At 37.4% G+C, this 26,989-nt stretch carries 27 protein-coding genes; 16 read left to right on the forward strand and 11 right to left on the reverse strand.

Annotated features, from left to right (window positions below):
- The first annotated feature begins 3 nt into the window (after positions 1–3).
- From rfbA to DPF90_RS08590, 9 genes are read left to right on the forward strand one after another with little or no spacing between them, the layout of a single operon-like run.
- Positions 4–873, forward strand: a complete 870-nt coding sequence (rfbA, locus tag DPF90_RS08550) for a glucose-1-phosphate thymidylyltransferase RfbA (RefSeq protein WP_114785914.1) — start codon at positions 4–6, stop codon at positions 871–873.
- A complete protein-coding gene (locus DPF90_RS08555; protein ID WP_114785915.1) occupies positions 873–1,439 on the forward strand; it encodes an acyltransferase in 567 nt (188 codons plus the stop codon). The genes rfbA and DPF90_RS08555 overlap by 1 nt, the downstream gene beginning before the upstream one ends.
- Positions 1,432–2,595, forward strand: coding sequence for a dTDP-4-amino-4,6-dideoxygalactose transaminase (gene rffA, locus DPF90_RS08560; RefSeq protein WP_114785916.1), 1,164 nt, complete (start codon positions 1,432–1,434; stop codon positions 2,593–2,595). The genes DPF90_RS08555 and rffA overlap by 8 nt, the downstream gene beginning before the upstream one ends.
- Positions 2,596–2,598: 3 nt before the next feature.
- Entirely contained in the window at positions 2,599–3,723 is a 1,125-nt protein-coding gene (wecB, locus tag DPF90_RS08565; RefSeq protein WP_114785917.1) for a non-hydrolyzing UDP-N-acetylglucosamine 2-epimerase, read from the forward strand.
- 37 nt (positions 3,724–3,760) lie between these two features.
- On the forward strand, positions 3,761–5,491 hold the full coding sequence (locus DPF90_RS08570) for a hypothetical protein (protein ID WP_114785918.1): 1,731 nt from the start codon (positions 3,761–3,763) through the stop codon (positions 5,489–5,491).
- A gap of 4 nt (positions 5,492–5,495) precedes the next feature.
- Positions 5,496–6,290, forward strand: coding sequence for a hypothetical protein (locus DPF90_RS08575; protein WP_114785919.1), 795 nt, complete (start codon positions 5,496–5,498; stop codon positions 6,288–6,290).
- Positions 6,284–7,180, forward strand: coding sequence for a glycosyltransferase family 2 protein (locus DPF90_RS08580; protein WP_114785920.1), 897 nt, complete (start codon positions 6,284–6,286; stop codon positions 7,178–7,180). Before DPF90_RS08575 ends, DPF90_RS08580 begins: the two co-directional genes overlap by 7 nt.
- Positions 7,181–7,191: 11 nt before the next feature.
- Positions 7,192–8,451 carry a glycosyltransferase family protein gene (locus DPF90_RS08585; protein WP_114785921.1) on the forward strand — a complete coding sequence of 420 codons (1,260 nt, stop codon included), beginning with the start codon at positions 7,192–7,194 and terminating at the stop codon, positions 8,449–8,451.
- A 5-nt stretch (positions 8,452–8,456) separates the two neighbouring features.
- A complete protein-coding gene (locus DPF90_RS08590) occupies positions 8,457–10,166 on the forward strand; it encodes an ABC transporter ATP-binding protein (RefSeq protein ID WP_114785922.1) in 1,710 nt (569 codons plus the stop codon).
- Between the two features lie 157 nt (positions 10,167–10,323).
- Here DPF90_RS08590 and DPF90_RS08595 read toward each other — a convergent pair whose 3' ends face one another.
- From DPF90_RS08595 to DPF90_RS08625, 7 genes are read right to left on the reverse strand one after another with little or no spacing between them, the layout of a single operon-like run.
- Entirely contained in the window at positions 10,324–11,076 is a 753-nt protein-coding gene (locus DPF90_RS08595) for a glycosyltransferase family 2 protein (protein WP_114785923.1), read from the reverse strand.
- Positions 11,070–11,399 (reverse strand): cupin domain-containing protein, encoded by a 330-nt coding sequence (locus DPF90_RS08600; protein ID WP_114785924.1) that lies wholly within the window; start codon positions 11,397–11,399, stop codon positions 11,070–11,072. Before DPF90_RS08600 ends, DPF90_RS08595 begins: the two co-directional genes overlap by 7 nt.
- Positions 11,392–12,483 carry a nuclear transport factor 2 family protein gene (locus DPF90_RS08605; protein ID WP_114785925.1) on the reverse strand — a complete coding sequence of 364 codons (1,092 nt, stop codon included), beginning with the start codon at positions 12,481–12,483 and terminating at the stop codon, positions 11,392–11,394. The genes DPF90_RS08600 and DPF90_RS08605 overlap by 8 nt, the downstream gene beginning before the upstream one ends.
- Positions 12,476–13,111, reverse strand: a complete 636-nt coding sequence (locus DPF90_RS08610; RefSeq protein WP_114785926.1) for an HAD family hydrolase — start codon at positions 13,109–13,111, stop codon at positions 12,476–12,478. Before DPF90_RS08610 ends, DPF90_RS08605 begins: the two co-directional genes overlap by 8 nt.
- The gene (locus DPF90_RS08615; RefSeq protein WP_114785927.1) at positions 13,104–13,736 is read right to left on the reverse strand and encodes a PI-PLC domain-containing protein; all 633 of its coding nucleotides are present in this window, start codon (positions 13,734–13,736) and stop codon (positions 13,104–13,106) included. Before DPF90_RS08615 ends, DPF90_RS08610 begins: the two co-directional genes overlap by 8 nt.
- 46 nt (positions 13,737–13,782) lie before the next feature.
- Positions 13,783–14,805, reverse strand: coding sequence for an EpsG family protein (locus tag DPF90_RS20600; RefSeq protein ID WP_114785928.1), 1,023 nt, complete (start codon positions 14,803–14,805; stop codon positions 13,783–13,785).
- Between the two features lie 3 nt (positions 14,806–14,808).
- A complete protein-coding gene (locus tag DPF90_RS08625; RefSeq protein WP_114785929.1) occupies positions 14,809–15,378 on the reverse strand; it encodes an FIG domain-containing protein in 570 nt (189 codons plus the stop codon).
- A 385-nt stretch (positions 15,379–15,763) separates the two neighbouring features.
- Between DPF90_RS08625 and DPF90_RS08630 the strand changes: the two genes are divergently transcribed.
- From DPF90_RS08630 to DPF90_RS08660, 7 genes are all read left to right on the forward strand, one after another.
- Complete coding sequence (locus DPF90_RS08630) at positions 15,764–16,510, forward strand: class I SAM-dependent methyltransferase (protein ID WP_114785930.1); 747 nt, start codon at positions 15,764–15,766, stop codon at positions 16,508–16,510.
- Positions 16,511–16,594: 84 nt separating this feature from the next.
- A complete protein-coding gene (locus tag DPF90_RS08635; protein WP_114785931.1) occupies positions 16,595–16,879 on the forward strand; it encodes a hypothetical protein in 285 nt (94 codons plus the stop codon).
- 529 nt (positions 16,880–17,408) lie between these two features.
- Complete coding sequence (locus tag DPF90_RS20245; protein WP_162814003.1) at positions 17,409–17,984, forward strand: glycosyltransferase; 576 nt, start codon at positions 17,409–17,411, stop codon at positions 17,982–17,984.
- Between the two features lie 82 nt (positions 17,985–18,066).
- Positions 18,067–19,104 carry a polysaccharide biosynthesis protein gene (locus DPF90_RS08645; protein ID WP_114785933.1) on the forward strand — a complete coding sequence of 346 codons (1,038 nt, stop codon included), beginning with the start codon at positions 18,067–18,069 and terminating at the stop codon, positions 19,102–19,104.
- Positions 19,105–19,106: 2 nt separating this feature from the next.
- The gene (locus DPF90_RS08650; RefSeq protein ID WP_114785934.1) at positions 19,107–19,976 is read left to right on the forward strand and encodes a dTDP-4-dehydrorhamnose reductase family protein; all 870 of its coding nucleotides are present in this window, start codon (positions 19,107–19,109) and stop codon (positions 19,974–19,976) included.
- Positions 19,976–21,106, forward strand: a complete 1,131-nt coding sequence (gene wecB / locus DPF90_RS08655; RefSeq protein ID WP_114785935.1) for a non-hydrolyzing UDP-N-acetylglucosamine 2-epimerase — start codon at positions 19,976–19,978, stop codon at positions 21,104–21,106. The genes DPF90_RS08650 and wecB (DPF90_RS08655) overlap by 1 nt, the downstream gene beginning before the upstream one ends.
- Positions 21,106–22,305: a glycosyltransferase family 4 protein gene (locus DPF90_RS08660; protein WP_114785936.1), complete on the forward strand. Its 1,200-nt coding sequence runs from the start codon at positions 21,106–21,108 to the stop codon at positions 22,303–22,305. Before wecB (DPF90_RS08655) ends, DPF90_RS08660 begins: the two co-directional genes overlap by 1 nt.
- Before the next feature lie 87 nt (positions 22,306–22,392).
- Here DPF90_RS08660 and wecA read toward each other — a convergent pair whose 3' ends face one another.
- The 4 genes from wecA to murB form a co-directional block, all read right to left on the reverse strand.
- Positions 22,393–23,490, reverse strand: a complete 1,098-nt coding sequence (gene wecA / locus DPF90_RS08665) for a UDP-N-acetylglucosamine--undecaprenyl-phosphate N-acetylglucosaminephosphotransferase (protein WP_114785937.1) — start codon at positions 23,488–23,490, stop codon at positions 22,393–22,395.
- A gap of 42 nt (positions 23,491–23,532) precedes the next feature.
- Positions 23,533–24,873 carry a CDP-diacylglycerol--serine O-phosphatidyltransferase gene (pssA, locus tag DPF90_RS08670; protein ID WP_114785938.1) on the reverse strand — a complete coding sequence of 447 codons (1,341 nt, stop codon included), beginning with the start codon at positions 24,871–24,873 and terminating at the stop codon, positions 23,533–23,535.
- 107 nt (positions 24,874–24,980) lie between these two features.
- Positions 24,981–25,943, reverse strand: a complete 963-nt coding sequence (gene birA / locus DPF90_RS08675; protein ID WP_114785939.1) for a bifunctional biotin--[acetyl-CoA-carboxylase] ligase/biotin operon repressor BirA — start codon at positions 25,941–25,943, stop codon at positions 24,981–24,983.
- A complete protein-coding gene (gene murB, locus DPF90_RS08680; protein ID WP_114785940.1) occupies positions 25,943–26,986 on the reverse strand; it encodes a UDP-N-acetylmuramate dehydrogenase in 1,044 nt (347 codons plus the stop codon). Before murB ends, birA begins: the two co-directional genes overlap by 1 nt.
- Positions 26,987–26,989 lie beyond the last annotated feature (3 nt).

Here is a 26,989-nt window from a genome sequence, read left to right on the forward strand (position 1 = left end):
TTAATGAAGGGAATTGTGCTTGCGGGTGGATCCGGAAGTCGGCTTTATCCTCTTACTCAGGGCGTATCCAAGCAGCTACTCCCCGTTTATGATAAGCCAATGATTTTTTTTCCTATTTCAACACTAATGCTGGCTGGTATTAGGGATATCCTCATAATTACAACGCCTCAGGATAATGAGAGTTTCAGGCGTTTGCTTGGTGATGGAAGTAACTATGGAATAAATATTAGTTACGAAGTTCAGCCCAAACCAGAAGGTCTAGCGCAGGCTTTTGTAATTGGCGAACACTTTATTGGTGATAGCCGTGTCTGTTTGGTATTAGGTGATAATATTTTTTGGGGACAAGGTTTTTCACCCAAACTGGTTAATGCTGTGAGTAAACAAAATGGTGCTACTGTGTTTGGCTATAAAGTCAAAGACCCCGAACGTTTCGGTGTGGTTGAGTTTGATTCTAAAATGCGGGTAAGGTCAATTGAAGAAAAACCAAGTAAACCCAAATCTGATTTTGCAGTCACTGGATTATATTTTTACGACAATGATGTTGTTAACATCGCGAAATCAGTAGTGCCTTCTTCTCGTGGTGAGCTAGAAATTACATGTATAAACAATGAATATTTGCGTAACGGCAAACTATCGGTAGAGTTACTAGGCCGAGGGTTTGCTTGGCTTGATACAGGTACGCATGATAGCTTATTAGAAGCTTCGACGTTCGTAGAGACTATTGAAAAACGTCAAGGTTTTAAGATTGCGTGTTTGGAAGAAATATCCTGGAGGAATGGCTGGCTCGATCAAGAGAAGTTACTGAAAAGGGCGAATGAGTTGTCCAAAACTCACTATGGTGCCTATTTATCTACACTTTTGAAGGTTGATTAATGTCTTATTATTCGAGGAAAGAACTTGTCGGCATGGGCTTCAAGTATCTTGGTCGAGATGTCAAGGTAAGTCGGTTGGCTGCCATTTATGATCATCAGGAGATTGAAATTGGAGATTTTTCTAGGATAGATGACTTCTGTATTCTATCAGGAAAAGTCAGTATCGGAAGGTTTTGCCATATTACTCCTATGTGCTTGTTAGCTGGTGGTCACCCTGGAATTCAATTAAAGGATTTCGTGACTCTTGCGTATGGAGTCAAAGCTTTTGCACAGTCTGACGACTACAGCGGCCAATCTATGACAAATTCTCTCATTCCCAAAGAGTACAAGCAGGAAAAGTTTGCAGCGTTGCTGTTTGAAAAACATGTTATAGTTGGGGCAAATTCGACAGTTCTTCCCGGTGTTGTATTAGCGGAAGGCTGTGCCATAGGCGCTATGACTTTGATTAGTAAAAGTACCAAAGCGTGGGGGATATACACAGGTATACCCGGCAAGAGAGTGAAAGAAAGGTATCGCAATATACAACTTTTGGAAAAGCAGTTCTTACAGAGTAGAGCAGATGATTGACTTTTTTAAGCCTACATATACTGGTGATGAAGATCAGTATGTTCTTGATTCGATGAAAAGTCAGAGGATGTCTGGCGATGGAAAGTATTCCCAAATGTGCCATGAATGGTTCGAAGATCACATTGGTTGTGAAAAGGTATTACTGACGCCATCGTGTACACATGCTCTTGAGATGACTGCGATCTTGATCAATGTTCAGCCAGGTGACGAGGTAATCATGCCTAGTTACACATTTGTCAGTACAGCTAATGCTTTTGTTCTAAGAGGAGCAAAAATAGTCTTTGTGGATATCAAAGCTGATGACATGAATATCGATGAGTCACTGATAGAAGAAGCGATTACTGATAAAACAGTAGCGATTGTCCCTGTACACTATGCTGGAGTAGCTTGTGAAATGGACACTATTATGGACATTGCAGAGCGACATCAACTTTACGTCATAGAGGATGCTGCTCAGGGTGTTATGTCTACATATAAGGGGCGTCCATTGGGTAGTATTGGCCATTTGGGAGCTTATAGTTTTCACGAAACAAAAAACTATACAAGTGGTGGCGAAGGGGGAATGTTGATTATAAATTCCCCGAATCTTGTTGAAAGATCTGAAATAATCAGGGAAAAAGGGACAAATCGTAATTTATTTTTTCGTGGTATGGTGGATAAGTATAGTTGGGTCGATATTGGGAGTAGCTACCTCATGTCTGATATTCAAGCTGCCTACTTATGGGGACAGCTTGATAATATAGCTCTAATTAATGATGCTAGGCTAGCTGCTTGGGATTACTACTATAAAGGGTTATTCTCACTAGAAAGGTTAGGCTTGATTAGCCTCGCTAAACATAAGGATAAGCATAAACATAATGCCCATATGTTTTATATCAAGGTTCGAGATGTTGCTGAAAGAGAGCATCTAATCTCATTCCTCAAAGATAAGGGAATTACTGCTGTATTTCATTATGTGCCTTTACATTCATCGAAAGCAGGCCAAGCATTCAGTCAATTTCATGGAATCGACAGATTTACAACTAGAGAAAGCGAAAGGTTAATTAGACTGCCTATTTTTCATGGGATAACAGTGTCAGAGCAAGAATACGTCGTAGAATCAGTGAGGGATTTTTATGGGATTCATTTTAACGATAGGATCAAGAGTAGGGGCTGATACATGAAAAAGGTTCTTTCTGTTTTTGGAACTAGGCCAGAAGCAATTAAGATGGCTCCTTTGATTCATGCGTTATCAGATGAATCACAGTTTGAGTCAAGAGTTTGCGTTACCGCTCAACACCGTCAAATGCTAGACCAAGTGCTTGAACTTTTTGAAATAAAACCAGATTACGATTTGGATATCATGAATCCTGGTCAAGATCTCTATGATATAACAACGCAAATATTATTGGCTCTAAAACCCATATTGAGTGAGTTTAAACCTGATATTGTTTTAGTACACGGTGATACCTCAACGACACTTTCTGCATCTCTCGCTGCTTACTACCAAACAATTCCAATAGGCCATATTGAGGCTGGTTTGAGGACGGGTAATATTTTATCTCCTTGGCCAGAAGAGGGTAACCGAAAGGTCACGGGTTCTCTTGCTGAATTGCACTTCGCCCCGACTCAGTCAGCAAAAGATAATTTGATCAGTGAGAGTGTCGATGAGGCAAAGATTGAAGTCACAGGAAATACCGTCATAGATGCTTTGCTTTGGGTAAAGAACAAAATTGAATGCGATCTAAATTTATCAAGTAACATGAGAAAAAGGTTTCCATTTTTAAGTGATGAAAAGAAGACCATTCTTGTCACTGGGCACCGCAGAGAAAGTTTTGGCGGTGGGTTTGATCGGATTTGTAATGCTATCATTGAGATTGCGAAGCTGTACCCAACTGATGTGCAAATAGTATATCCAGTGCATTTAAACCCCAATGTTAAAGTTGTTGTAGAGAAAACATTGTCTGGAGTAGACAACATACACTTGATCTCACCCCAGGATTATTTACCATTTGTTTACTTGATGACCCAATCACATATTATCTTGACTGACTCTGGTGGAATACAAGAGGAAGCGCCATCCTTAGGCAAGCCCGTTCTTGTTATGCGAGAGACGACAGAACGGCCAGAAGCTGTTTCTGCTGGCACTGTAGCTTTAGTTGGAACTGACACTAAAACTATAGTCGATAGTGTCTCCGGGTTGCTTGACGATATCTCTTTATACACCAGTATGACTCAAGCTCACAACCCGTATGGTGATGGCAACGCATGTAAAATGATCTTACAAAGACTAAAACACTTGTAGTGTTCTCCACATACTAAACGACTCAATGATGGCTTAAATGGAAAAAATCAATATCTGCATATCGGGGCATGTTTGCCGAGATAATTCCTCAAACTTATACTCTTTTTGGCAGGGTTTTATTAACCTACAAAGAAGCTTACCCAAAGTAAAAGAGGTGCGAGTATTCGCGCATTCGTGGAACCCAGAGTTTACGGAATTGATCAAAAAGGTTTATGGTTCACCTCACATTGTATCCGAAAAACAACCTTGCTTTATTGGTGCCTATGGACCTCTAATCCGCCCTGCGAATAAATTTGAAAAGGGGTTAGTTAGGTACCGTTCTACGTGGGCGAGAAACTCACCTCAGCAGCTTATAGGCAATACAACGTCGAGAAGTAAGGCTATTGAACTACTGAGTGAAGAGAAAGTTTCAGATGATGAATGGGTATTAGCAACTCGATGGGATCAAGGATGTACAGGGAGTAAAGAAGTTAATATTGTAAACATAGATAAAGCTTTGCCCAAAAATTACTTCTATCTGTCGTACTTCAGTGAGGTTGATGAAGGTTATGCAGATATGTGGTTTTTAACTAACAAGAAACTAGCAAGTGAGTTTGAGGGATATAGCTCTTTTATTGTTGACTGTTTGGCAGGTCGCAATGATTATTTTAAGAGTTTTACTTGTGAGGGATGGCCTATATCGTTACCAAGAAAATCTAAGCCAGCGATGGTTGGTAGATTAAATGGTTATCTAAATAAAACAGCTGATATAGTTTTAAATGGACTTGTAAAGTTGTCTCAGGGCACAAAGTTATATAATAAAACCTTTGGCCTTCGAGGGAAATTCATTGCTTATAAAGAGAGACCTATAGTTTCAGGTGAAAATAGCATACTCCCAACTGAGCCTTCTAATGTCATATTTCCTAACTATGTGGGATTGAATATCCATGCAATGTTAAAATACTTTTGTCTATCAAAAGGGCTGAGAGAGAGTATACGTTTTCTAGATATTAAGGATTTCCAATCAGAGAAAAAAGGACATGTGATTAATCCTGTAGATTTTTGCTATGTTATCTATTCCCACTCGTCATTTTCTGACTGTTGGGAGATGGCAATAGGGCAGGCTATTGAAAACTTGCCTGAAACCTGTAAGAAAATATACTTAGTTACTGATAAAAGTGATGTTTCTTATCAGGCATTAGACTCTATAGAGATATGTCAAAGCGTTACCCCGTTATTTTATAATAATGATGATAAATATACAAAAAGGCTATCTGATGTATTTTCTCTTATAGATGACAAATTCGAAACCATATATTTTGTACATGAAGATATGCCTCTGATTGGTAAGTTAGATGAAATTTTCCTTAACACAATGCTGCACTATATTTCCCATTCCAATGAGTTTTATATAAAACTTGTTGATACTAGTTATGTAGACAAAAAAGAAAATCATGTAAGTTTCCCAAACTTAGTTAAAAACTATGGTGGTTACTCATTCTCTATTCAACCATCGCTAATGAAAAAGAAAGAAATTATTGAATTTTTAAGTGGTTTTGAATGCGATATTTATGCTTTAGAGCAAACTGCAACGGAATGTAATTTTGTATTCTCTGCAGTGAAAGGAAATATAAAGGTAGGTAAGTACCTTACTACTAATGTGCATTTTCCCCATATTGCGACAGCTATTTCCAAAGGCAAATGGTGTACTAATGAATGGCCTAAAGAAATAGATATTTTACAGAAAAAGTATAACATAGATTTATCAGATAGAGGGACATTGGGTTAATTCTATGAATACTCCTAAAGCCAGCGAAAAGCTAGAACATATAGCTGAACTTCTAAAGAAACATAAGCCCTTTACCTTTATTAGGTTTAGTGATGGAGAAATAGAAATTTTAAGAAATAGGTACTTAGAAATTAATAATGGAAAGACAGTATTTAGAGGTCGTATATTTGACAATGTATTTCCAGATTTTGATAAGAAACTATTTGATCCGAAAATTCATACTCACATCAGAAAAGATCTTTTGGAATCTGCAATGTATAGAGCTGAGAACTTCATAAAAGGTATTCCAACCTCCCATAACAATGCATTGATTGATAGAGAGTTTATGTTGCGTCTTAACGGTGGGTATACTGAAGAGATGAGTTTTTCAGATCTATTTTTGAATTCGAACTACCTAAAGTATCGTGACACGGTGGTACCGCTCTTCTCTAATTATTCTTCCATATATGTAGTAGCAAACTATCGATCGAGACTTACAGGCTGTCTGAGTGATGCTGAACTTATCGACATACCTGATAACTTTTTCAACTCTTATCGAGCGGTAAAGGAGAGCCTTATCTCTCGACTTGAGATGATTGAAGAAGGATCCCTCGTCCTCTCGTCTGCATCTTCACTCAGTAATGTAGTGGGGTTAGAGTTGTCAAAGATTCGTCAAGATATTACTTTCTTAGATGTGGGGACATCTATAAACGATTTGTTCTCATTGGATAACAATACCCGCCAATATCATTCTATGAATGGTAATCTAGCATCAAAAACTAAGAACATTTTTTCTAAAGGACACAAAATCAAATGGTAGAAAACAATTCTCCCAGAATTGCTGTTGTGCTAAATGCATTTAAGAGAACTCAATACCTACCACTTCAAGTAGAAGCGATTGAAGGCCAGACAATCAAGCCAGATAAAATATACCTTTGGCATAACTTTGGTGAAAGTCTTCCAGATGAAATAAAACACCAATGTATTATTGCTGAATGTTCTGAAAATTTGGGCGTGTGGGCTCGGTTTGCTTATGCGCTAAATATAGATGCGGATTATATTTGTGTATTTGATGATGACACAATTCCGGGTAATAGATGGTTTGAGAATTGCCTACAAACTATGGAAACACATGAAGGCCTTCTCGGCACTAGGGGATTGAGATTTTTAAGTTCCAAGCGTTATCATCCCTTTGAATCATATGGATGGGGTAAGGGTGATTCTAATGAGGAAACTCAACAAGTGGACATTGTAGGCCATGCATGGTTTTTCAAGCGAGAGTGGCTTGCAGCATTTTGGAGCGAGTTGCCGCCGAGCAATGCAAGTAAGATCGCAGGGGAAGATATACATTTCTCCTACGCTTTACAAAAATATCTAGGCATATCTACTTATGTACCACCTCACCCTATAAATGACAAGTCTTTATGGGGAAGTCTTCCAGAATATGGCGAGAAGCTTGGAACAGATAACGCTGCTATTTCTTCTAGTCAAACTGCTTTAAATCGTTTTGATATTGCGTTGCAATATTATGTAAGAAATGGATTTCAGCTGTGCTTAAGTTTCAGTGATAGGCTACAAAAGGGTGTTGTTTTGGGCTCTGGGATCCGAACTAATACTTTTGTAAGGTCTATAACCAACAAATCCCCTTTTTTAAAAAACTCAGGAAAGAAGTTGTTAACGCTTCTATCAAAGCTTGGAATACATATTTAAGTGCTATACCTATGAAGAAAGACACCAAGAATAATAAATCCCCTATACTTTTTATTTCATATTTTCAGGGAGTAAAGGGGTGCTGTCCAGCTGAGTGGGCCGATGATAAGATAGATGCCATGAACAAGTTGGATAGAGAGGTTATACTCATATCCTCTATAATTTCTAAAAAATATGACTCCCAGGGGGTCAAGCACTATAGAGTCCCATCATTGTCATGGACCGACCTTAAAACTGAATATTATCAGTTGAAAGCAGATAAACAAAAGATACCTTATGTAAAATTATTAGTTGCACTACCCTTTGTTTTTACAGTTGGCATCTTCCTTGATATTTTACAAAAAATGCTTACATCTGGTCTAGGTGGGAGTAAATTGTCTTGGGTTCTGAGTTCACTCTTTGTTAGTACACCTCTTAAGTTATTTTACCGCTGTAAAACAACGTTTACTACTGGTGGCCCGGTTTCAGCACATATAACCGGTTTACTTGTAAAAATCTTACTTAGGGGACGACTAATATGTGAATTGCAAGATCCGCTTTGTGGAGAGGAAATTGGTAGAACTCCTAATTCAGCAAGAATGTTAGGTTTATTGGAGAAATATATAGTTAAAATATCCGATAAAGTAGTATTTGTGACTAAGCAAGCAGCAGCGGAATCTCAAAATCGATATCCCAGCCACATGGAAAAAATTGTGGCGATCTACCCGGGCTCTAAGAAGTTTAAATTAGAACCAAGGCACCGGGATAATGGTGATAAAATTGAGTTAATACATCTTGGCACTTTATATTCATCGCGCAATCTATATAGTTTGATTCAAGCGATTGATGAGCTCATAGAAGAAGCTAAAATTGATAAAAACTTAATTAAAATCACCAATCTTGGTGATATCTATGGCGAAATGAAAGAGCACCATCTCTCAAGAAACTACATTGAACAGCTTCCCATTTTGCCAAGAGAGGAGGCTGTTGCTTTTGCAGCAACTAAAGATATTTCTCTTTTGGTACAACACAATGATGAGAGAAGCCAAGCTACTATTCCCTACAAAACATACGATTACATCAATATCAAAAACCCTATATTAGGATTGACTAATAGTTTAGAGCTTTCTTCTTTATTGAGAGATAATGGTCATGTATCTGCTGATATTGAAAATGTAAAGGAAATAAAAGCTATTATAATTTCTTTAGCGAATGGTTATGAATATTCTTTTAAAGAATCAAAGAATGTATCTATCGATATTATCACACAGACTGATGAAATGCTGCGATAAAATTTATGAGAAGTTATATAAATCTAGTCAGGCTTCTTCCAAAAGAGCAATTAAATAAACTGTTTTTAATTATACCTCTTTTGGGTATTGCTGGTGTTTTAGAGGTTGCGTCAATAGCATCTCTAATTCCTCTTTTGGGGTCCGTGCTTGACCCAGATAGAGTCAAAGATTGGAATGCTTTGGTTGGCCTATCAATGTTGTCCTATAAACAAACCATATGTTACCTTGTTTTTCTTGTTATTTTTCTATTCATAGTTAAAGGGTTCTTTGGATTATTTGTATACAACCTTTCATATAAATTTGTAGCTGATGCAAAGGCCCAATATCAGGCTATATTATTCAAAGGTTATTTGGAAAAAGACTTCATATACCATCTTAACAATAACTCAGGCGATTATTTACGCAACCTGACGACTGAATGTAATGCAATAGAAGCACGATTTATTATGCCTTGTTTAGTACTATTGGCTGAAGTAATTCCACTATCATTCTTGGTAGTGTTCCTTCTATATCTTAATCCGTACGGATTTGTACTATCGGCAAGTTTATTTCTGATTATCGGTTTTTTAATCGCTACCTTCAATGCAAAAAGATTAAAGACTTTAGCTAAACTACAGATATCATCAGATGGAAGTATAGTAAAGAATATCCAGCAAACTTTTTCTTGTATTAGAGAAGTGTTAATCTACGATCGAACTTCATACATTGAAGAACGTTTTAAAACACACTGTGATGTGAGTGCTAAATCTATTGCCAAAGGTCTGACATATAATACAGTGCCTAAATTCGTATTGGAGGTAGTTGCGGTATTGTGTGTGTTTTTGATCGCTTTTATATCATACGCCTCGGGAAATGCTGTACAAGATATCTTGGTTGAGTTGGGAGTGTTTTTAGCAACTATGATAAAAGTTTTACCTTCAACAAATAAAATTATTTCTCATATTCAGGCACTTGCATATTCTAGGCCATCAATTTTCAATTATCTTACAGCTCTATCTAATCAGAAAACAGAGAAATACCAAGATACGACCAATATTGGAAGTTTTGAGTCTATCGAATTTAAGAATGTTTGTTTTGAGTATGATGGCGGCCATAGAATATTAGATAATGTAAATTTTGAAATAAAGCAAGGTGCTATTATTGGTATAGTTGGAGAAACTGGCTCGGGTAAAAGTACTTTGATAAATTTGCTACTCGGCTTGGTGAGGCCTTCTTCTGGTGAGGTACTAATTAATGGTGTACCTATTGTGTCAGCAAAAAACAGTTATTGGCGCCAGATAGGTTACGTACCCCAAGAAATCTATCTTGTAGATGAAAATATTAATAGTAATATTACATTTTATCGTAAAAATTTGGATGATCAGGTTCAGAAGATACTGAAATCCGCGTCACTAGAGTCGACGATCCACACTTTAGACAGAGGACTAATGACTAACGTTGGAGAAGGGGGGAGCAACTTATCAGGAGGGCAAAGACAGCGTATTGGTTTCGCTCGCGCTTTAATTGGTAATCCTGAGCTCTTAATTCTGGATGAAGCCACTAGCGCTCTTGATAGAGTCACGGAACAAAATCTTATAAAGAATCTCTCTTCAATAAAAGCTGACAAGACCATAATAATGATAGCTCATAGAGAATCATCCCTGTCTATTTGCGATTATATACTACGAGTTCAAAATGGTAATGTATCACGAGAATCTAACCACTATAAGTTCTAGTCTAAGAATCATTCGAATAGTGCAATAGGTAACATCAGTTTCTAAACAAGGCGGTAATATTGAATTTTGTGTTATAGAAGAAGATAGATATTTCAAGCAGCCTTTGATTAGGCTGCCATTTCAGGTTGGGATGTTAAATCTAACATAGTACGACCAGCTAAAAGTTCGTTGCTTTAGCCAGAACAGGGCTCGATAAAAACAAGTTCAGATCGCTTGGAATGCCAAGACCATACATCCCATTTGCCTCCTCACCTATATTGAATATTCCAACTTGTGCACCATCATTGGCCATCAATGTATACACAGGAGCAACGTAGAATTCACCGTTACTTCTCAAATTATTCTTAACCATAGAATCAGCGTACTTGCAAAAATCAGAGCCTTTTGTAAAGTTGTAGATACCAACTGTTGCCTCATCAGAAACAACAACTTTCTCAACGACTTCCGTCACGATTCCACTATTATCCAGCTTAGCATATGACCATTTTGGGTCACTTGCTTTCATAGTCATTATGCTTCCATCAAGTTGTCGTCTATCTATATCTGCTAAATACTTATTTATATCCACGTCGATCCATTGATCTGAGTTTGCAATCATTAGCTGATCATCGCCTTCAAAAAGCTCTCTGGCTTTTAGTACGGTGATTGCTGCTCCTTCAGTAATACCGTCTATACCGACTATTTCATAACTTTCACAGGCGTTAGCAAACACACTCTCAAGATTAAACTCTCTGATATGCGAGTTTTGACATACAAATATGAATTTGTGTGGTTTAGTAGGTTTTAGGTTGTTTATAACCAGCTGAATCATATGTTTGCCATTTATATTTATCAATGGCTTAGGATCTGTAAATCCAGCATCTAGAAAACGACTTCCTCTTCCCGCCATGGGTACAACAATATTTAACATTTCTCCTCCAAATACTTATCATTGAGAGCTCCTGGCAGCTTAACTACTGTTGTTATAGTATCTTCCAGTGCTTCAAAGTCTGTAACCTCTCCTGGTGAAATACGAAGAATATCTCCAGAAGTCAGAATATGACCATTCATTCTAGCTTTCCCTGAAACTATGACAGTAATTTCAGTTGCAATCTTGTGAAAATGTGCGCGTTCCTTATCGCCTTTGCTGAAATGCTGAACCGCTACCTCTACATCGGTTGTTCTGTAAAGTGATGGCTCGAATCCTCCTACGAACCAACCTCTTAAGAAATCGTCTAATTTATGTTTATCCATCTGTTTTCTCATATAGGTAAGCATTCATACTTATCATATTTAGATCATTGTCCCATCGAATTACGTCTGTACCTACTAGTGTTTTATCACCAAGGGTCAGTTTGAATTCAATAATACTTTCGAGGTTGTCAGTGATAAATATGTTCAAGGCACAGAAGGATAAAGTGTCATGAGAATTAAATATAGCTTCGATATAATCTATGACGTTATCTCTTCCTTCGCAGCGTATAGCGGGATCTTCTAAAACAAAGTTTAGAGAAAAAAACTCTCCAACTTCACTGATTTTTTTGTTGTTGAAAGCTTCAACATAATTCTTTGTTCTTTCAACTAGGCGTGCTTTAAGGTTATCCCTCTCCTCAGATATTCGCACTTCAAATGATTCAAGTGCGTGTTCATCGCTAATGTGGAAATATTTATTTTTATCAATAGATAAGGACTTAACTATACCTTTGTTGAGTATAATTTCGTTTAAAGTAGGGGATATATAGAAGCTTCCATTTGTTTTTACGTCTTTTTGAATCATGGACTTTGCGGCTTCGACAAACGAATGGGCTGTTTTGTAGTAATAAAGACCTGCAATCGCTTGCTTACTTATTGGCATTTTTTCGGCTGCTTGGGTAACGTAGCCCTGTTTATTTGTTTTGACATAAGACCACTTTGGATGAATAGCTTCAAATGTTAGCACGCCAGCATCAACGCCTTCATCAATAAAGTCTTGAATTAAACTTGATATGTCAAAGTCCATTACTTGCTCGAAGCTAGCAATAATAAGTGGTTCATCCAGTTCAAATGTTTCAATTGCGAGTAACGCAGAGCATGCAGCACCTTGAGTATTTCCATTGATGATGCAAGTTTGAAAGTCACTACCTAGTAGTGTAACTACTTTTTCAAGTTGATATTTTTCAGCTTCTTGTTTGGGGACCGCGACAGTAATGCTTTTATCCATACTTAGTTGCTTAAAGGGCTGTGCCGCCCGTTCAATAAGCAGTTTGCCTTCTACTTCAGTAAGTATACGAGGGAAAGAGTTAAGATTACTAACTTCAAAGGAATTTTTACCTGAAAGAGGAATGAGTACGTTAAGCATTACATTCTGCCTCCATTATAAATGATTTGATGTTGTCATATGTGACGTCATGAATAGTTTCTACTTTTAGTACATGTGCCCCCGAGGCATTTGCTGCCCTTAAGCCATTTTCATTGTCTTCGATAATTACACATTCTTGGGGCTTGAGACCTAGTTTAGAAATAGCTAGGTTATAGATTTCAGGGTCTGGCTTTCCTTGTTTAACATCTTGGTTTGAAAGATAGAAATCAAGGTACTCAATGAGGCAAGATTTCTCCATCATGGTCTTAACTGTATTTCTGATAGAGTTAGAAGCGACAGCAAGTCCATACCCCTCTTCTTTGAATTTTGATAGGGCATACTGATGATGGAATACTGGTTTACATAACTGGTGTGTAATATCCATCGTATACTGTTGTTTCATTTTATTGATAAAACCATGAAGAGAGTCTGGCAAGACATAAGTTTTTGATAACATGTTTAATTTTTGCCCAGTAGAAAGACCATCAAATGTTACCAAGTGTTCATGTCTACTAATTGTTAGGCCAAAAATAGCAAGAGATTTATTTAAAGCTTCGTAGTGCCAATCTTTAGCATCAATTAGTACACCGTCCATATCAAAAATGATTGCTTTTATACGACTACTCATTAAAAAACTCCTGTGCTTGTTGAGGGTAGTCTGTACACAGAGAGATTTTATCTGTGTATTTGTCATTGCAAAGAATAAACTCTTTAAGCGCAACCCAATATCTTTCGTAGTCATAGCCATGCAACTCGGGTGATACTAATGCGATATTCTTATCGATGCTCAAGAATTTATTCATGGTTGCTGTATCGAGAGTGTTAGAAGAAAAATTGTCCATCCATACTCCAGCGGACTGAGATAACAGGTTCGGAGCCGGCTCTATATCGGAGTGACGGGTATAGAAGTTTAATGAATGTCTAGAATAAATGAGTGCGTCTGGTATAGACATGTCAAAGTAAAAATGTTGAAACTTGTTGATTTCTGTTCCGATAAATTCATTCTGCAAACCATCTGCTTTTACATTTATTGCGAGAGGGGCATCCCTAAAGTGAGTTTTAACGATAGAGAGGAAATCTGAAAACCCGATTGACCCTTTGTTTGCAATATCATGGCTAATGACAAGCTCACCTAAGTAATCTCGGACATCAGTTTCTATTCCAAACCCGTGCTTCAACGCCTCAACGAATGCTTCCCGCGTGTTTTTCTGTTCAGGCTTTGTCCACAGCCCTCTGTGTGCTAGTATTTTCAAACTTTCCTCCGTTATTTACAAAGGTATTTACAGGATGACAGTAACTTTAGGTCATGGGGGGAGTGTTCTTGTACAAGAACACAAGGCTTATGCCAAAGGTAGCAAGGCTCCTAAATCTCTTGTTCGATATGGTACACCTGAGGATTAATGGTATCATAAAAACTTCAAGAAACATAAAACCTTGAGATAATCTGATTGATAAGATATAAAAATCAGAAAATAAATAACTAATTGCAACTCCTATAATATAAGATTTGCAAAAAAGTGATGAAGTATTATCTAAGTTAAGTTCTTTCCAATAAAGAAAAATGAATAAACAAATTAGTAAAGACTTTATGTTCCTTAGTTCTATTATACTTATATCTAAGCTATAGACACTTTTTTGGTAGCTACTAATTTTTTCTGGTACTTCAAAAAAATTAGAAGAAAAATTAATTATTATATCAGAGCCAATAAAAAAACCAAATATTAATGACACCAATACTCCATATATATATATATATCTATTGTCAATTGCTTTCAAGGGGATTGCGATAATTCCTGTAATAGATGAAATATGAAAAAATGAACCCAATGGAAATAAATAAAAAAACATATTTGATTTAGAATAAAAATATAAGGAAGCAATTATCAAACAAGCCCCTATTCCTTGTCTGATTTGAACCATTTCATTAAATATAAAGTAGCTTGATATATATAACATTAAAAATTGAAGAAATAATTCCCTATCGCAATGAAAGATGTAAAAATAAACAAATAAGACTGAGGATGTAACAATAAGCATTGCTAATTCTGGAGAAGGTAAAAAGCTAGCAAGAAAGCTGATAAGAGCAACAAAGCCTAGTTCAAAATCTCTTGCTTTTGATAGTTCGAAGACATCCTCGATGCTGCTTGACTGTACTAAGTTGTAAAATTCTAGATATGCCAAATAATCACTATTATGATCTCTGAAAAACCAAGTTATTACAATGATAATAATAAAAATAAATATGTAAGATCGAGTGTTGCTTATATGTAATAAATCATAAGCAAATATAATAACTAGAACTGATAATAATGGTAGATACATGAACTATTTTCCAGTTTTTTTATGAAAAACTAATGGAATTAAAAGGAAGATTAAAAGGCCGGAGATAATAGATTTTAAAAAATCAAACATAGTATAAGAATAAAATTTATGCTTTATGATTATGATATCTAAGTCTTGATTTTTGTATTTTGCATGGTTTTTTTTGCAGAAATCGTTACTTGGATTTTTTCTACATAGATTTAGATATCTATCAAAATAATTGTACAAGATTTCATTTATATTTTTTACAACTTCTAAAAACTGTTCACTTGTTAGTTTTCTTATTTCTAATAAATATGACATTTCATAATCTGGATATCGATAAAATTGATAGCTAGGGGTAATACCACTACCAGAAAAAAGTTGGCTGCTGAGCTGATTTGGAGATGTCAATATCCTATCTATGTTTAAGTCGGCATATATATTAGAAGTATCTACGTTATCCTTATCTCCCACATCAAATCTTATATATATCCGACCTTCTTGTTTGTAGCCTTTATATAAACATAAAACAAGAACTATAACCAAGCAAAGAGCTAGTTTTAATGTATGTTTTGAATAAGAAATATTCATATTAAAATTCATTGTGAACAATATAGGCGTTTGTCTACCTTATCAGAGTGTTGTTAATAATAAATAGATCCATATCACCTTATTTAATTAATTGAATTTAACATACTACCTAATTGAATTTATGACATTTCAGTCATGTTGTCTACGTGTCTATTTTTTGTGATGAATATTTTGTTTTTATGTAAGTGACAAAAATGATTTTCATCTAAGTGATAATGTTTATGATACTAAGTTATTGGTATTTGAGTTTCTTAAAAAATAAGATAGAGTCTATATGTTATTTTATAGGCAATCTAAAGATTTATCTTTTTACAGATAATATAATTTTTATTTGTCAATATGAAAATAATTATTTAATTATCAATTTTGAGCGAAGGCAGAAAATATGCTTAATTATATGAGAAAAACCACACTAGCTTTAAAAATCTTACATAATCAATGGAAGTATGGCGTAAATCGTTACACAGCAATGCAGAAAGCTGCCTATGCCAGAGGAACATCAGATCACCCGGAGCACAATGAGAACCCCGACTACTGGGAGATTTTACTTAGAAATGTTGCAGATAACACGGCGTACTGGGATGGAAAAAAGGCGTTGGACTTTGCGTGTGGTAAAGGTCGGAACATCCATAACTTGAAAAAAGTCTCAGGATGGAGTGAGGTTGATGGTGTTGATATATCTGAGGCGAATATCGAGCACTGTAAATCTCGGTTTGATGAATCCGGCAGTAATTTTTACTGTTGCAGTGGTATCAACATTGAGGAGGTGCCTTCAGAGTACTATGACTTCGTTCTATCAACTATTGCCCTGCAACATATTCCAGTTCACGACATACGGTCAAGTATCTTTAAAGACATATATCGAGTTATGAAAGAGGGAGCGTTATTCAGCTTTCAAATGGGCGCTGGGGACAGTTTGTTTGACAGTAACGGCAATAAGCTCAGTTCCTATTATGAGAATTCATACAATGCTAGTGGTACGAATTCCGACCATGATGTTCAAATTACAGACCCACAAGAATTAGTTAGAGATCTACTTGAGATAGGGTTTAAGGATATTGAATACGAAATCAGACCATCTTTCTCAGATTCAAAACATGAAAAATGGATCTATGTTCAGTGCTACAAGTAATTAATTATGAAGTCAATGGTAGTAGTGAGTAAATAACAATTACAAAACTTTAGCCCCATTAGCTCACATATGGAATGCACTCGTGTGAAAGTAGACGGTCAGAACCAGCGTATAAATGGGTATTGTTCACGCTCTTTTATTCATTGGGACGAAGCAAGTCGAGAAGAAGAAGTGCGTCTTCACTATTGCCTGTATCAAGGGGAAAGAAATGGTAAGCCCACTACATCAAAGAGAATGAGGAAAATAGGGTTCGCTGTCGATAAAATAGTAAACTGTAGCGGAGGGGTGCAAAACCTGTTTGAAAGATTCCTTCGTGGTTACATAGGAGGCTTTGAAGAGGTATACTTCAAGCTAAAAGCCGTAAAGTGATCTTATCTTTAGCACCACACATGGGATAACAAGCGCTACTTACTCAACCATGTTGGTGCTATTGATTTTCACTGCCAGTGTAAGCAGCTAAGAGTCTATGATGAAAATTATTATTTATGCGCCAAACATCCACACGGGTGGGGGGGCCGTACTACTTAAAGAAATAGTTAAAAGTAGTCCTCATAATATGAGAATATTATTCATCCTTAATGAGCAGCTTGAATCCGATGACATTTTTGACGAAGTAAATGCTGTTTACTTTTCTGGATCACTAATAGGGCGTATACAAGCGGAATGTTATCTTAAAAGTTTATCTGTTAGTTATAATCATATCGTTTGCTTACACAATATACCGCCTATTTTTAATTACAAAGGTCGCACATCTGTCCTCCTTCAAAACCGTTTGATTATTGATAAAAGTGCTAGACATAAATTTGGGTTTAAGAGTAAGTTTAAGCTCTGTATCGAGTCACTGCTTGTGAGAATGGGTGCGAGGCGGAACGTCTCATATATAGTTCAAACAGAGTCGATGAAGCAAGCACTTCAAACTCTTGTTACACCATATGATGTTAACATTAATATACTCCCTTTTGCCAAACTTGAAAGGTGTGGGATAACTAACGCACTCGAGTTAAATTCGAGTTACATTTATATTGCTAGCGCTGAGCCTCATAAAAATCACGTCAATTTGTTTTTAGCTTGGGAAATTCTTGCGAAAGTGTATGGGAAAACGCCGCAGCTACTGCTCACGCTACCCAATGGATTTGCGGAGCTTGAAGAACGAGTAAAGCAAAATGGATTGAACATAATTAACCTTGGTTCCTTAGAGCATTCGAAAGTACTCGAGTATTTGAAATCATGCAAAGCATTGATTTACCCATCGAAAACCGAGTCTTTTGGGTTGCCATTAGTCGAGGCAATGTCTTTCAATGTGCCAATCATTGCTTCTGAACTCGACTATGTTAGAGATGTTTGTGAGCCCATAGAGACTTTTGATCCAGACTCCGCTTTATCAATAGCTAGGGCGATCGCTCGTTTTGAAGGATTTGAAACAGCCCCGCGTAATATCTGTGAAGCCTCTTCTTTTTGGGATACGATTCTTTAGCGTCAGTTTCATTGAGTGGAAAAAGTCGGTAGAATCTTACTCCTACTACTAGCTATGTCGAAGGAAAACCATAGGTACAACAATGTTTAAAAATAAAATACTCCTTATCACTGGAGGAACTGGATCTTTTGGTAATGCTGTTCTTCGGCGCTTTTTAAATACAGACATCAAGGAAATTCGAATTTTTTCTCGTGATGAGAAAAAGCAAGATGATATGCGTAAGCACTTTCAGTCGAATAAAATAAAGTTTTATTTGGGAGACGTCAGAGATCCACAAAGTGTATCTAATGCGATGCGAGGGGTAGACTACGTCTATCATGCAGCGGCTTTGAAGCAGGTTCCTTCGTGTGAATTTTATCCGTTGGAGGCGGTTAAAACCAATGTATTAGGGACAGAAAATGTATTGGATGCCGCTATTTTTCATGGTGTTGAACGTGTTGTATGCCTTAGCACCGATAAGGCTGTTTATCCTATTAATGCAATGGGCATTTCAAAGGCGATGATGGAAAAAGTGATAGTTGCCAAAAGCCGTAACCTCGAAAGCACAAATACTACTATTTGCTGCACGCGTTACGGAAATGTTATGGCCTCCAGAGGCTCTGTTATACCACTATTTGTTAGACAGGTTGTGAGTGGCAATCCGATAACTATAACTGATCCCGAAATGACTCGGTTCATGATGACGCTAGATGATGCGGTAAATCTTGTTCTGCATGCGTTTGAGCACGGCTCGAACGGAGATATTTTTGTACAAAAAGCACCAGCAGCAACAATTAATGTTCTTGTATCTGCGATTTTGGACATTATGGGTAAGCCTGATCATCAAGTTGATATTATTGGTACGCGACATGGTGAAAAACAATATGAAGCATTGTGTAGTCGAGAAGAAATGTTTGTCGCTCAGGATCAGAGCAATTACTATCGAATTCAGGCAGATAACCGCGATCTCAATTACTCAAAATATTTTGAAGTGGGTGAAAAAGACCTTAATCTAGTAGAAGACTATAACTCCCATAACACTGAACGTCTTGATGTTGATGGTATGAAGCAATTATTGCGAAAGCTTGAATTTGTTAGAGACATCGAAGCCGGAAATATCGTCATTCCAGAGGGAGTGTAACTATGAAGATTTTAATTCTTGGCGCCACCGGAATGCTGGGCTTTAGCTTATTTTCCAATCTACGTGAGTATGAACATCTAACCGTCTTTGGCTCCGTGAGGTCTCTTGACGGAAGCCGTAAATTTTTCAAAGGTCATGAGAATAATATAATTGAAGGTATTGATGTTGGTGATATTTCGAGTATTGAAAGCATTATCGCCAATATCAAGCCAGACTTTGTGATTAATTGCATTGGACTAATTAAACAACATGAAGTTTCAAAAAATCATATTTCTGCAATCGAAATAAATGCATTGCTACCTCACAGGATTGCAAATATTTGCAGTGACAATAATTCCAGGCTTATACATTTTTCTACTGATTGCGTGTTTGATGGTGTAGTTGGTGGTTATAAAGAACAAGATAAACCAACTGCTTCGGATTTGTATGGTAAATCTAAATGCTTAGGTGAGGTTGAATATAGTAGCCATATCACTCTTAGAACTTCCATTATCGGTCATGAGCTGGCGTCATCTGTCAGTCTAATTGATTGGTTTTTGTCTCAGAATAGTGAAGTATATGGTTATGCTAACGCTGTTTTTTCTGGTTTACCGACCTGCTATATTGCCAAGATTTTAGTTGATTTTATTTTTAATGCTCGCGACTTGAAAGGACTTTATCACCTATCAGTTGAGCCGATAGACAAGTTTAGACTCTTGTCTTTAGTTGCTGAAATATATAATAAAGATATAAAAATCCATAAGAACACAGACTTCGTAATTGATCGTTCCCTTGACTCTGCATCTTTCCAAAGTATCACGGGCTTCGTGCCTCCTTCGTGGTCTGAATTAGTTGAATACATGCATTTAGATTACAAAAAAAGGTATATTTGATGAAAAAGTTAAAAGTCGCAACAGTAGTTGGAACAAGACCTGAAATCATTAGATTATCACGTATAATTGCCAATTTAGATGCATATTGTCAACATGTGCTAGTACATACGGGCCAAAACTATGACTATGAACTGAATCAAATTTTTTTTGATGATTTAGGTATTCGTTCTCCTGACTATTTCCTTGAATGTGCTGGGATAACAGCGGCAGAAACTATGGCGCAAGTTATCAGTAAATCCGATAAGTTATTTGATGAATTAGAATTGGATGCAGTGTTAATACTCGGAGATACGAATAGTGCTCTTTCTGCTATTGCGGCAAAGCGTAAGAAGATTCCTATCTTTCACATGGAAGCAGGCAATCGCTGTTTTGATCTACGGGTCCCAGAAGAAATCAATCGGAAAATTGTTGATCACATATCTGATGTCAATATGCCATATAGCACAATAGCTCGTGATTATTTATTGCGAGAGGGAGTATCACCGGATTTAATTGTAAAAACGGGAAGTCCGATGGATGAAGTTCTGGCGTTTTATGAAGACAAGATAGGAAAATCGGATGTTTTGTCTAGGCTTTCTGTGAGTTCTGGTAAATATTTTTTGGTCAGTGTACACAGGGAGGAAAATGTCGAATCTGAAAAACATATTTATGCATATGTTGAAGTGCTAAATACTATTTCTGTTAAGTATAAATTGCCTGTTATTGTGTCTACTCATCCACGAACCCGAAAAAAAATCGATGCTTTGAATTTACAGTTTGATGCTGGCGTTCATTTACTGAAGCCACTTGGCTTTACAGACTATGTTAGATTACAGAAAGAAGCCAAGGTCGTGTTGAGTGATAGTGGTACCATTACAGAGGAGTCTTCTATTCTTAACTTCCCCGCAGTAAACATTCGAGAATCTCAGGAGAGGCCAGAAGGTCTTGAAGAGGGGGCAGTTATGTTTACTGGTATGAATGTTTCCCGTATTCTTCAAGCTATTGAAATTTTAGAAGTGCAGCCTCGTGGCAAGGATAGGCTGATTAATAAAGTATCTGATTATCACGCACCCAATGTATCCGATAAAGTCTTGAGGACTATCTTAAGCTACACAGATTACGTCAATCGAGTTGTTTGGAAGAAATACTAATGCATTTGGTGTTAGTAATCGATGACTATCTACCATATAGTACACGCGTGGCAGCAAAAATGTTTCACGAGCTGGCGACAACTTTGGTTTCTTATGGGTATTATGTAACTGTCATTACTCCGATAGAGGAGCAGAAAGAGAAATTAACAAAAATCAGACTAGATGGAGTGAATGTTTGGCGTTTCTCTAGTGGTGCTATTAAGAACACAAGCAAGGTACGAAGAGCAATTAATGAATCAATGCTTTCTCTTAGAGCTTGGAATGCTATATCTAACGAAATAGACAGAGAAACCTTTGATGGGATAGTCTATTACTCACCTTCGATATTTTTCGGTTACTTAATTGGAAAAATTAAGTCCCGTTGCAAATGTAATTCCTATCTAATTCTTCGAGATCTTTTTCCTCAATGGATTGTAGATGCAGGATTAATAAAAAAAGGCTCGTTAGTTGAAAAGTATTTTCGTATATTTGAAGCTAAATCATATCAACAGGCTGATATTATTGGTTTGATGTCTGAGAATAATTTGTCTATATTTAATGAATTAACTGATAATAAATATCCTACAGAGGTTTTAAGAAATTGGGCCGAACTTCGCTCTCATAATGTACCAGCCTCGGACAATAGCATTCGAGCAAAGCTTAGTCTACAAAATAAGGTTATTTTTTTCTATGGTGGAAATATAGGCCATGCTCAAGATATGGGTAATCTTATGCGTCTGACAAGGAAGATGAGCCACCATAGTTCGGCTCATTTCTTGTATATTGGGCAGGGAGATGAAGTGACGTTGATAAATGAATTAGCCGAGAAATGGCAACTGACTAATTTCACCTATCTGCCATCGGTAAGCCAAAGTGAGTTTAAGGACATTCTTGCCGAGGTAAATGTAGGGCTATTTTCGCTGTCAGCTATGCATACAGCTCATAATTTCCCCGGAAAACTATTAGGTTATATGGTACAGTCGTTGCCTATTCTAGGTAGTGTAAATACCGGTAATGACCTCCAGGGTCTAATTAATTCTCATCACGCCGGTTTAATTGCGGTTAATGGTGAAGATGATATCCTTTATGAAAATGCAGTATCATTTTTAGACGCATCTAAACGAAAAAAATTTGGAGAAAATGCATATCAACTATTGAAAGAGCAATTTTCTGTAGAAAGTGCAGCACAGGCTATAATCTCTAGAATACGAAAAAGCTGATTATATAGTCACAACCTATGAGTTAGTAGGAGCTAATGTAGCAGATGGTTTGGGAACTATCTTATATACGTATCCTATATTATAGATTTATTCACGATACTTGGTTGATCTATTTGACTGATATATTTTAAACTTTAATTTTTTGAGATATGAAGTTATCCTCCATATATTACTCAAAATGAATAAATAGAATAAGAAACAGGCAATAAAAGAGTATAGCATTATATATTCTGGAATACCTATCATCTCGCTATATATACCAATACCAGCGTAAACTGTTGAAATTGAGCAGATAATGATTAGTGTTTGTATAGAACTAAAACCTAATCTCTGAAAAATATGGTGCAAATGTTCTCTATCTGGTTTGAATGGAGAGTTCCCTCTTTTTATTCTTCTTATCATTATTGCTGCCATATCCATTAGTGGCACGGCGATTAGCCAAAGAGCTGTAACAGGTCTTAAAGGAGAGCTGGTCCCATTCTGACTAGATAATAATAAAAGCCATATGACGGTGAAGCCTATAAGCATGCTACCAGCATCCCCCATGAACACTTTCCGTTTTCTACCGAAAGCCCCAAGATTCAAGAGTATATATGGTGTAATTGTCACCACTAATACAATACACACGTAAGCTAAATTATATTGACCGTCTTGAACTAGCATAATACCTAAACTGCCAATAGTAACAATAGAAAGCCCACCAAGGAGGCCATCGATACCATCCACCATATTGAAAGCATTAATTGCGCCCACAATAGCAAGAACTGTAATGAGATATCCAAGCCATCCTAGAGTTACAATTTGTCCAGTTCCTATAACGTCTCCGATCGTATTTAGTTCTATATCTCCAAGGAGCATCATTGCGACAGATAAAGCAGCTTGTACTACGAACCTTAGTTTGAAGCTCAAATCATATTTGTCATCAAGAGCTCCTATCCCAACTAATATCGATATGCATGTTGCGTATAGTGGTGTGCATGGAAGTACATTTGGATTGTTAAATAGGAAATAGAGAATTGAAATACATATGGATATTCCACCAACAAGAGGTATAGATCCGCTATGTAACTTTCGATCTGTTGGTTTATCCACAAGGCCTATCTTTTGAGCTACCTTCCTCATTGTAAAAGTAGTAACGAGAGAAAAGAAGAATAAGAATGACAGGTCAACGAATGAAATTAGCACGTTATAATCCAGTATTTTTTGAATGATTTATATGTTTGATTTCTAAAGTATTTGCCTTAAAACCCTATCTGCCTTAACTCGAGTAATTTGGCGGATCAGCTTTTGCGCTGCTTCTGGGTAATCTTCAGCTTTCTCTAACTGCCTGTAGGTACAAATGAGTTGAGTGTGCTGCAGGATGTTTTCTACTTCTTTTTCAAATTGTGTTTCTAGATGGTGGTGCTTATCTTGGATGAGAATGGCATTTTCTAAGTCCAAACTCCAAGCTCTAGGGTTTAAGTTACTGCCAGTGATAAGCATATAGCGTTTATCAACCCAAACTCCTTTCAGGTGAAAGCTGTTATTGTCGTGCTTCCACAAATGGATAGAAAGTTTACGACTTGCAATGTGCGCTTCATTAGCTTTGGCAAATAGGCGCAAATTTCGTTCATACAGGTAAGGTAATCCACCTATTGTTTTGAACTCTTGTTCGGGAGAGATATAAAAGTCATTCGCTGTCTTATCACCTACCACTATGGTTACTTTTACTCCGCGTCTAATCGCTTTTTTTACTTCTCTGGCAACGCTGCGAGGAAAATTAAAATAGGGAGTACAGATGAAGATCTCTTCTTTTGCTTGCGCGAGTAGCTGATTAACCGTTTGGTTAAGTTTGTTGCGCTTTTTACCCACGCCCACAAGAGGTGTGAGTGCAACTTGGTCTTGAGAAATAGTTTGTGGTTCGTATTGATAGCTGGCTTTTGCCAATGAAGCTCTTAACTGCCGGATCTGAGTTCTGATTTGTTTGGTGTTAGGTTGGTTTGGAGAAGAAAGGTCATGAACCGCAGGATGTTCGATCATTTCTGTTTCAATAAAGCGGACCATGCTATCGGCAAGAGATTTATTATTCAGTACCTGATAGCGGTCAAAGCGGTAGCGTTCATTATAATTAAGGTAGATGTTATTTAGACTTGCGCCGCTATAGATCACTTGATCGTCAATAACAAAACCTTTTAGATGCAATACACCAAAGACTTCTCGACCTCTGACTGGAACGCCAAAGATAGGGATCTGATGAGTGTATTGCGTGGCGAAACTTTTATACATAGAAGCATTGGTTTCACCAGGCTCTGCGCCAATCAAGCCTCTTTGCGCTCTGTGCCAGTCAACACACACCTTGATGTCGAGTCCCGGATTGTTTTGTTTTGCTTTGTAAAGCTCGGTTAAGATCTCTCTTCCCGCTTCATCATCCTCTAGGTAAAGGGCGACAAGGTATATTCTTTTACTTGCCTGACGAATCGCTTCAATTAAGCGAATTCGAAAGTCTTTGGCTGTAAACAGTGTTTCTAACTGTGTTGGGTCTTGGGCCAAAGTAGGAAGTTGGTCGAATAAGTTCCTGCGAGTCATCATGTTGGACTAAATGCCTTTACTGAAAATGGACAAGGATAGTAGCAAAATGTGTTAGTGGTTCCTAGCGGTCAGCTCTTAGTTCTCGCTGCACAATTGTAAAACTTGTTCTACCGGTGAGGACGTAAGCTAATTTCACCACCAATGAAGGTTTCAATCCCACATTCGGTTTCAAGAAGCACTGCGCCTTGTTCATTTATACCGCGTGATGTACCAGTGATTTCCCTTTGACCCATGATAAGCTTTACTGGGCGATGAATAAAATTGTCTAAGCGATTCCATCTATCAACGAAGCCTTGCATGCCTTGTTGCTCGTAGTCTGATAACGCCCGATTTAACGTTTGAATCATGGTTATTGCAAGTTGATTGCGGTCAATACCCTTATGACCTGCGACCTCAGATAAACTTGCCCAAGGTTGGGTGATTCCCTCTGTTTGCTCTGTCATCATAAGATTAAGACCCATGCCTATAACAAGATTGGCAGCGCCTCCTGCCTGTCCAGACATTTCGACCAGAATACCTGCCAATTTGCGATCCTGGTAGTACAGATCGTTTGGCCACTTTAGCTTCACCTCTTTGAGATTAAGCTGTTCTAAAGCTTCAACTATCGCAACGCCAACCACCAAGCTTAATCCCATCGCCGCCGCCATACCTGCATCGAGTCGCCAGTACATAGAAAGATATAAGTTAGCCCCAAAAGGAGAAATCCATTCTCTGCCTCTTCGGCCGCGGCCTTTTAGTTGATACTCAGATAAACACACGGAACCTGAGTCCAAACGATTGATATTATCGAGTAAGTACTGGTTGGTAGAGTCAATAATGGGTATAAGCTCTACATGATTGTTTGTTTGGGCTTGTATGATATCTTGATTAAGCAGTTGCATGGGTTTTGCAAGTTGATAACCTTTACCTTGGACTCGGAAAATATCGACTCCCCATGCCTGTATGCCTTTGATATGCTTACTGATAGCGGCTCTTGATATGCCAAATTTCTCGCCAAGGTCTTCACCGGAATGAAATCCTCCTTGAGATAATGAGTGTAATATCGAAAGTTTAATAGAATGCTCTTTCATTATAATGTCTCTATCAAGTTAGCTAAGTTTGTTTCTGAGTGAGAGCCAATAAAGCGCACTTCATGCTCAAGCTGAACTTGGAATTTTTTAAACACTTCGCTATAAACCTTAGCGGCAAGTTTTACCACATCATCACTGCTAGCTTTGCCTTTATTAACCAGAACAAGCGCTTGTTTTTTATGGACCTCAGCACCTCCAACAGCAACACCTTTGAGTTGGCATTGATCTATTAACCACCCAGCTGCAATTTTTACCCCTTGTGGAGTGGAGTAGGCGACTATATTTGGGTATGTTTGTTGAAGCTTTAAAAAGTGTTGCTGAGAAATAATGGGATTTTTAAAAAAGCTTCCAGCGTTGCCAAGCTTTGCAGGGTCGGGAAGCTTTTCACTGCGAACTTGGCATACTCGCTCAAAGACTTGTTTCGCGGTGAGTTCATTATTACCTAGGGTTTGAAGAGGGCCGTATCCAGTATTGGGCTGCCAATTTTTAGCGAGCTTAATGCCTATCGCAACTATTACAACTTGCTGGTGGAGATCATGTTTAAACACTGAATCTCTATAACCAAACTGGCACTGCTTTGCGCTAAGCCTTTTAACCTCGAAATTTTTCAAGCACAAAACATCGACGTATTCACATAAATCTTTAAATTCAACACCATAAGCGCCGATGTTTTGAATGGGCGCAGTGCCAGCACAGCCAGGAATGAGTGCAAGATTTTCTAATCCCAAGTAGCCTTGTTCGATACTCCATTTGACCAAGTCTGGCCAGTTTTCGCCACCTGCTATGTGTAAATGCCACGAGTCAGCAGTTTCGGTAACCGTTTTCCCAAGTAATTGGTTGATTATAACGACGCCTTGATATGGCTGAGTAAAAAGCACATTACTGCCTTTGCCAAGCATTAATTTGGGTAAGTTTAACCATTTCGGGTTCTGGTAGACGTCTTTAATATGGTCAACGGTTTTCACTTCCACTAAGTATTGACAGCTTTGTTCTATCGAGAATGTATGAAAGCGACTAAGGTCTGCATTGGCTAAAATTTGCATTGG

The organism is Vibrio tetraodonis (assembly GCF_003350295.1).
Taxonomy (GTDB): Bacteria; Pseudomonadota; Gammaproteobacteria; order Enterobacterales; family Vibrionaceae; genus Vibrio; species Vibrio tetraodonis.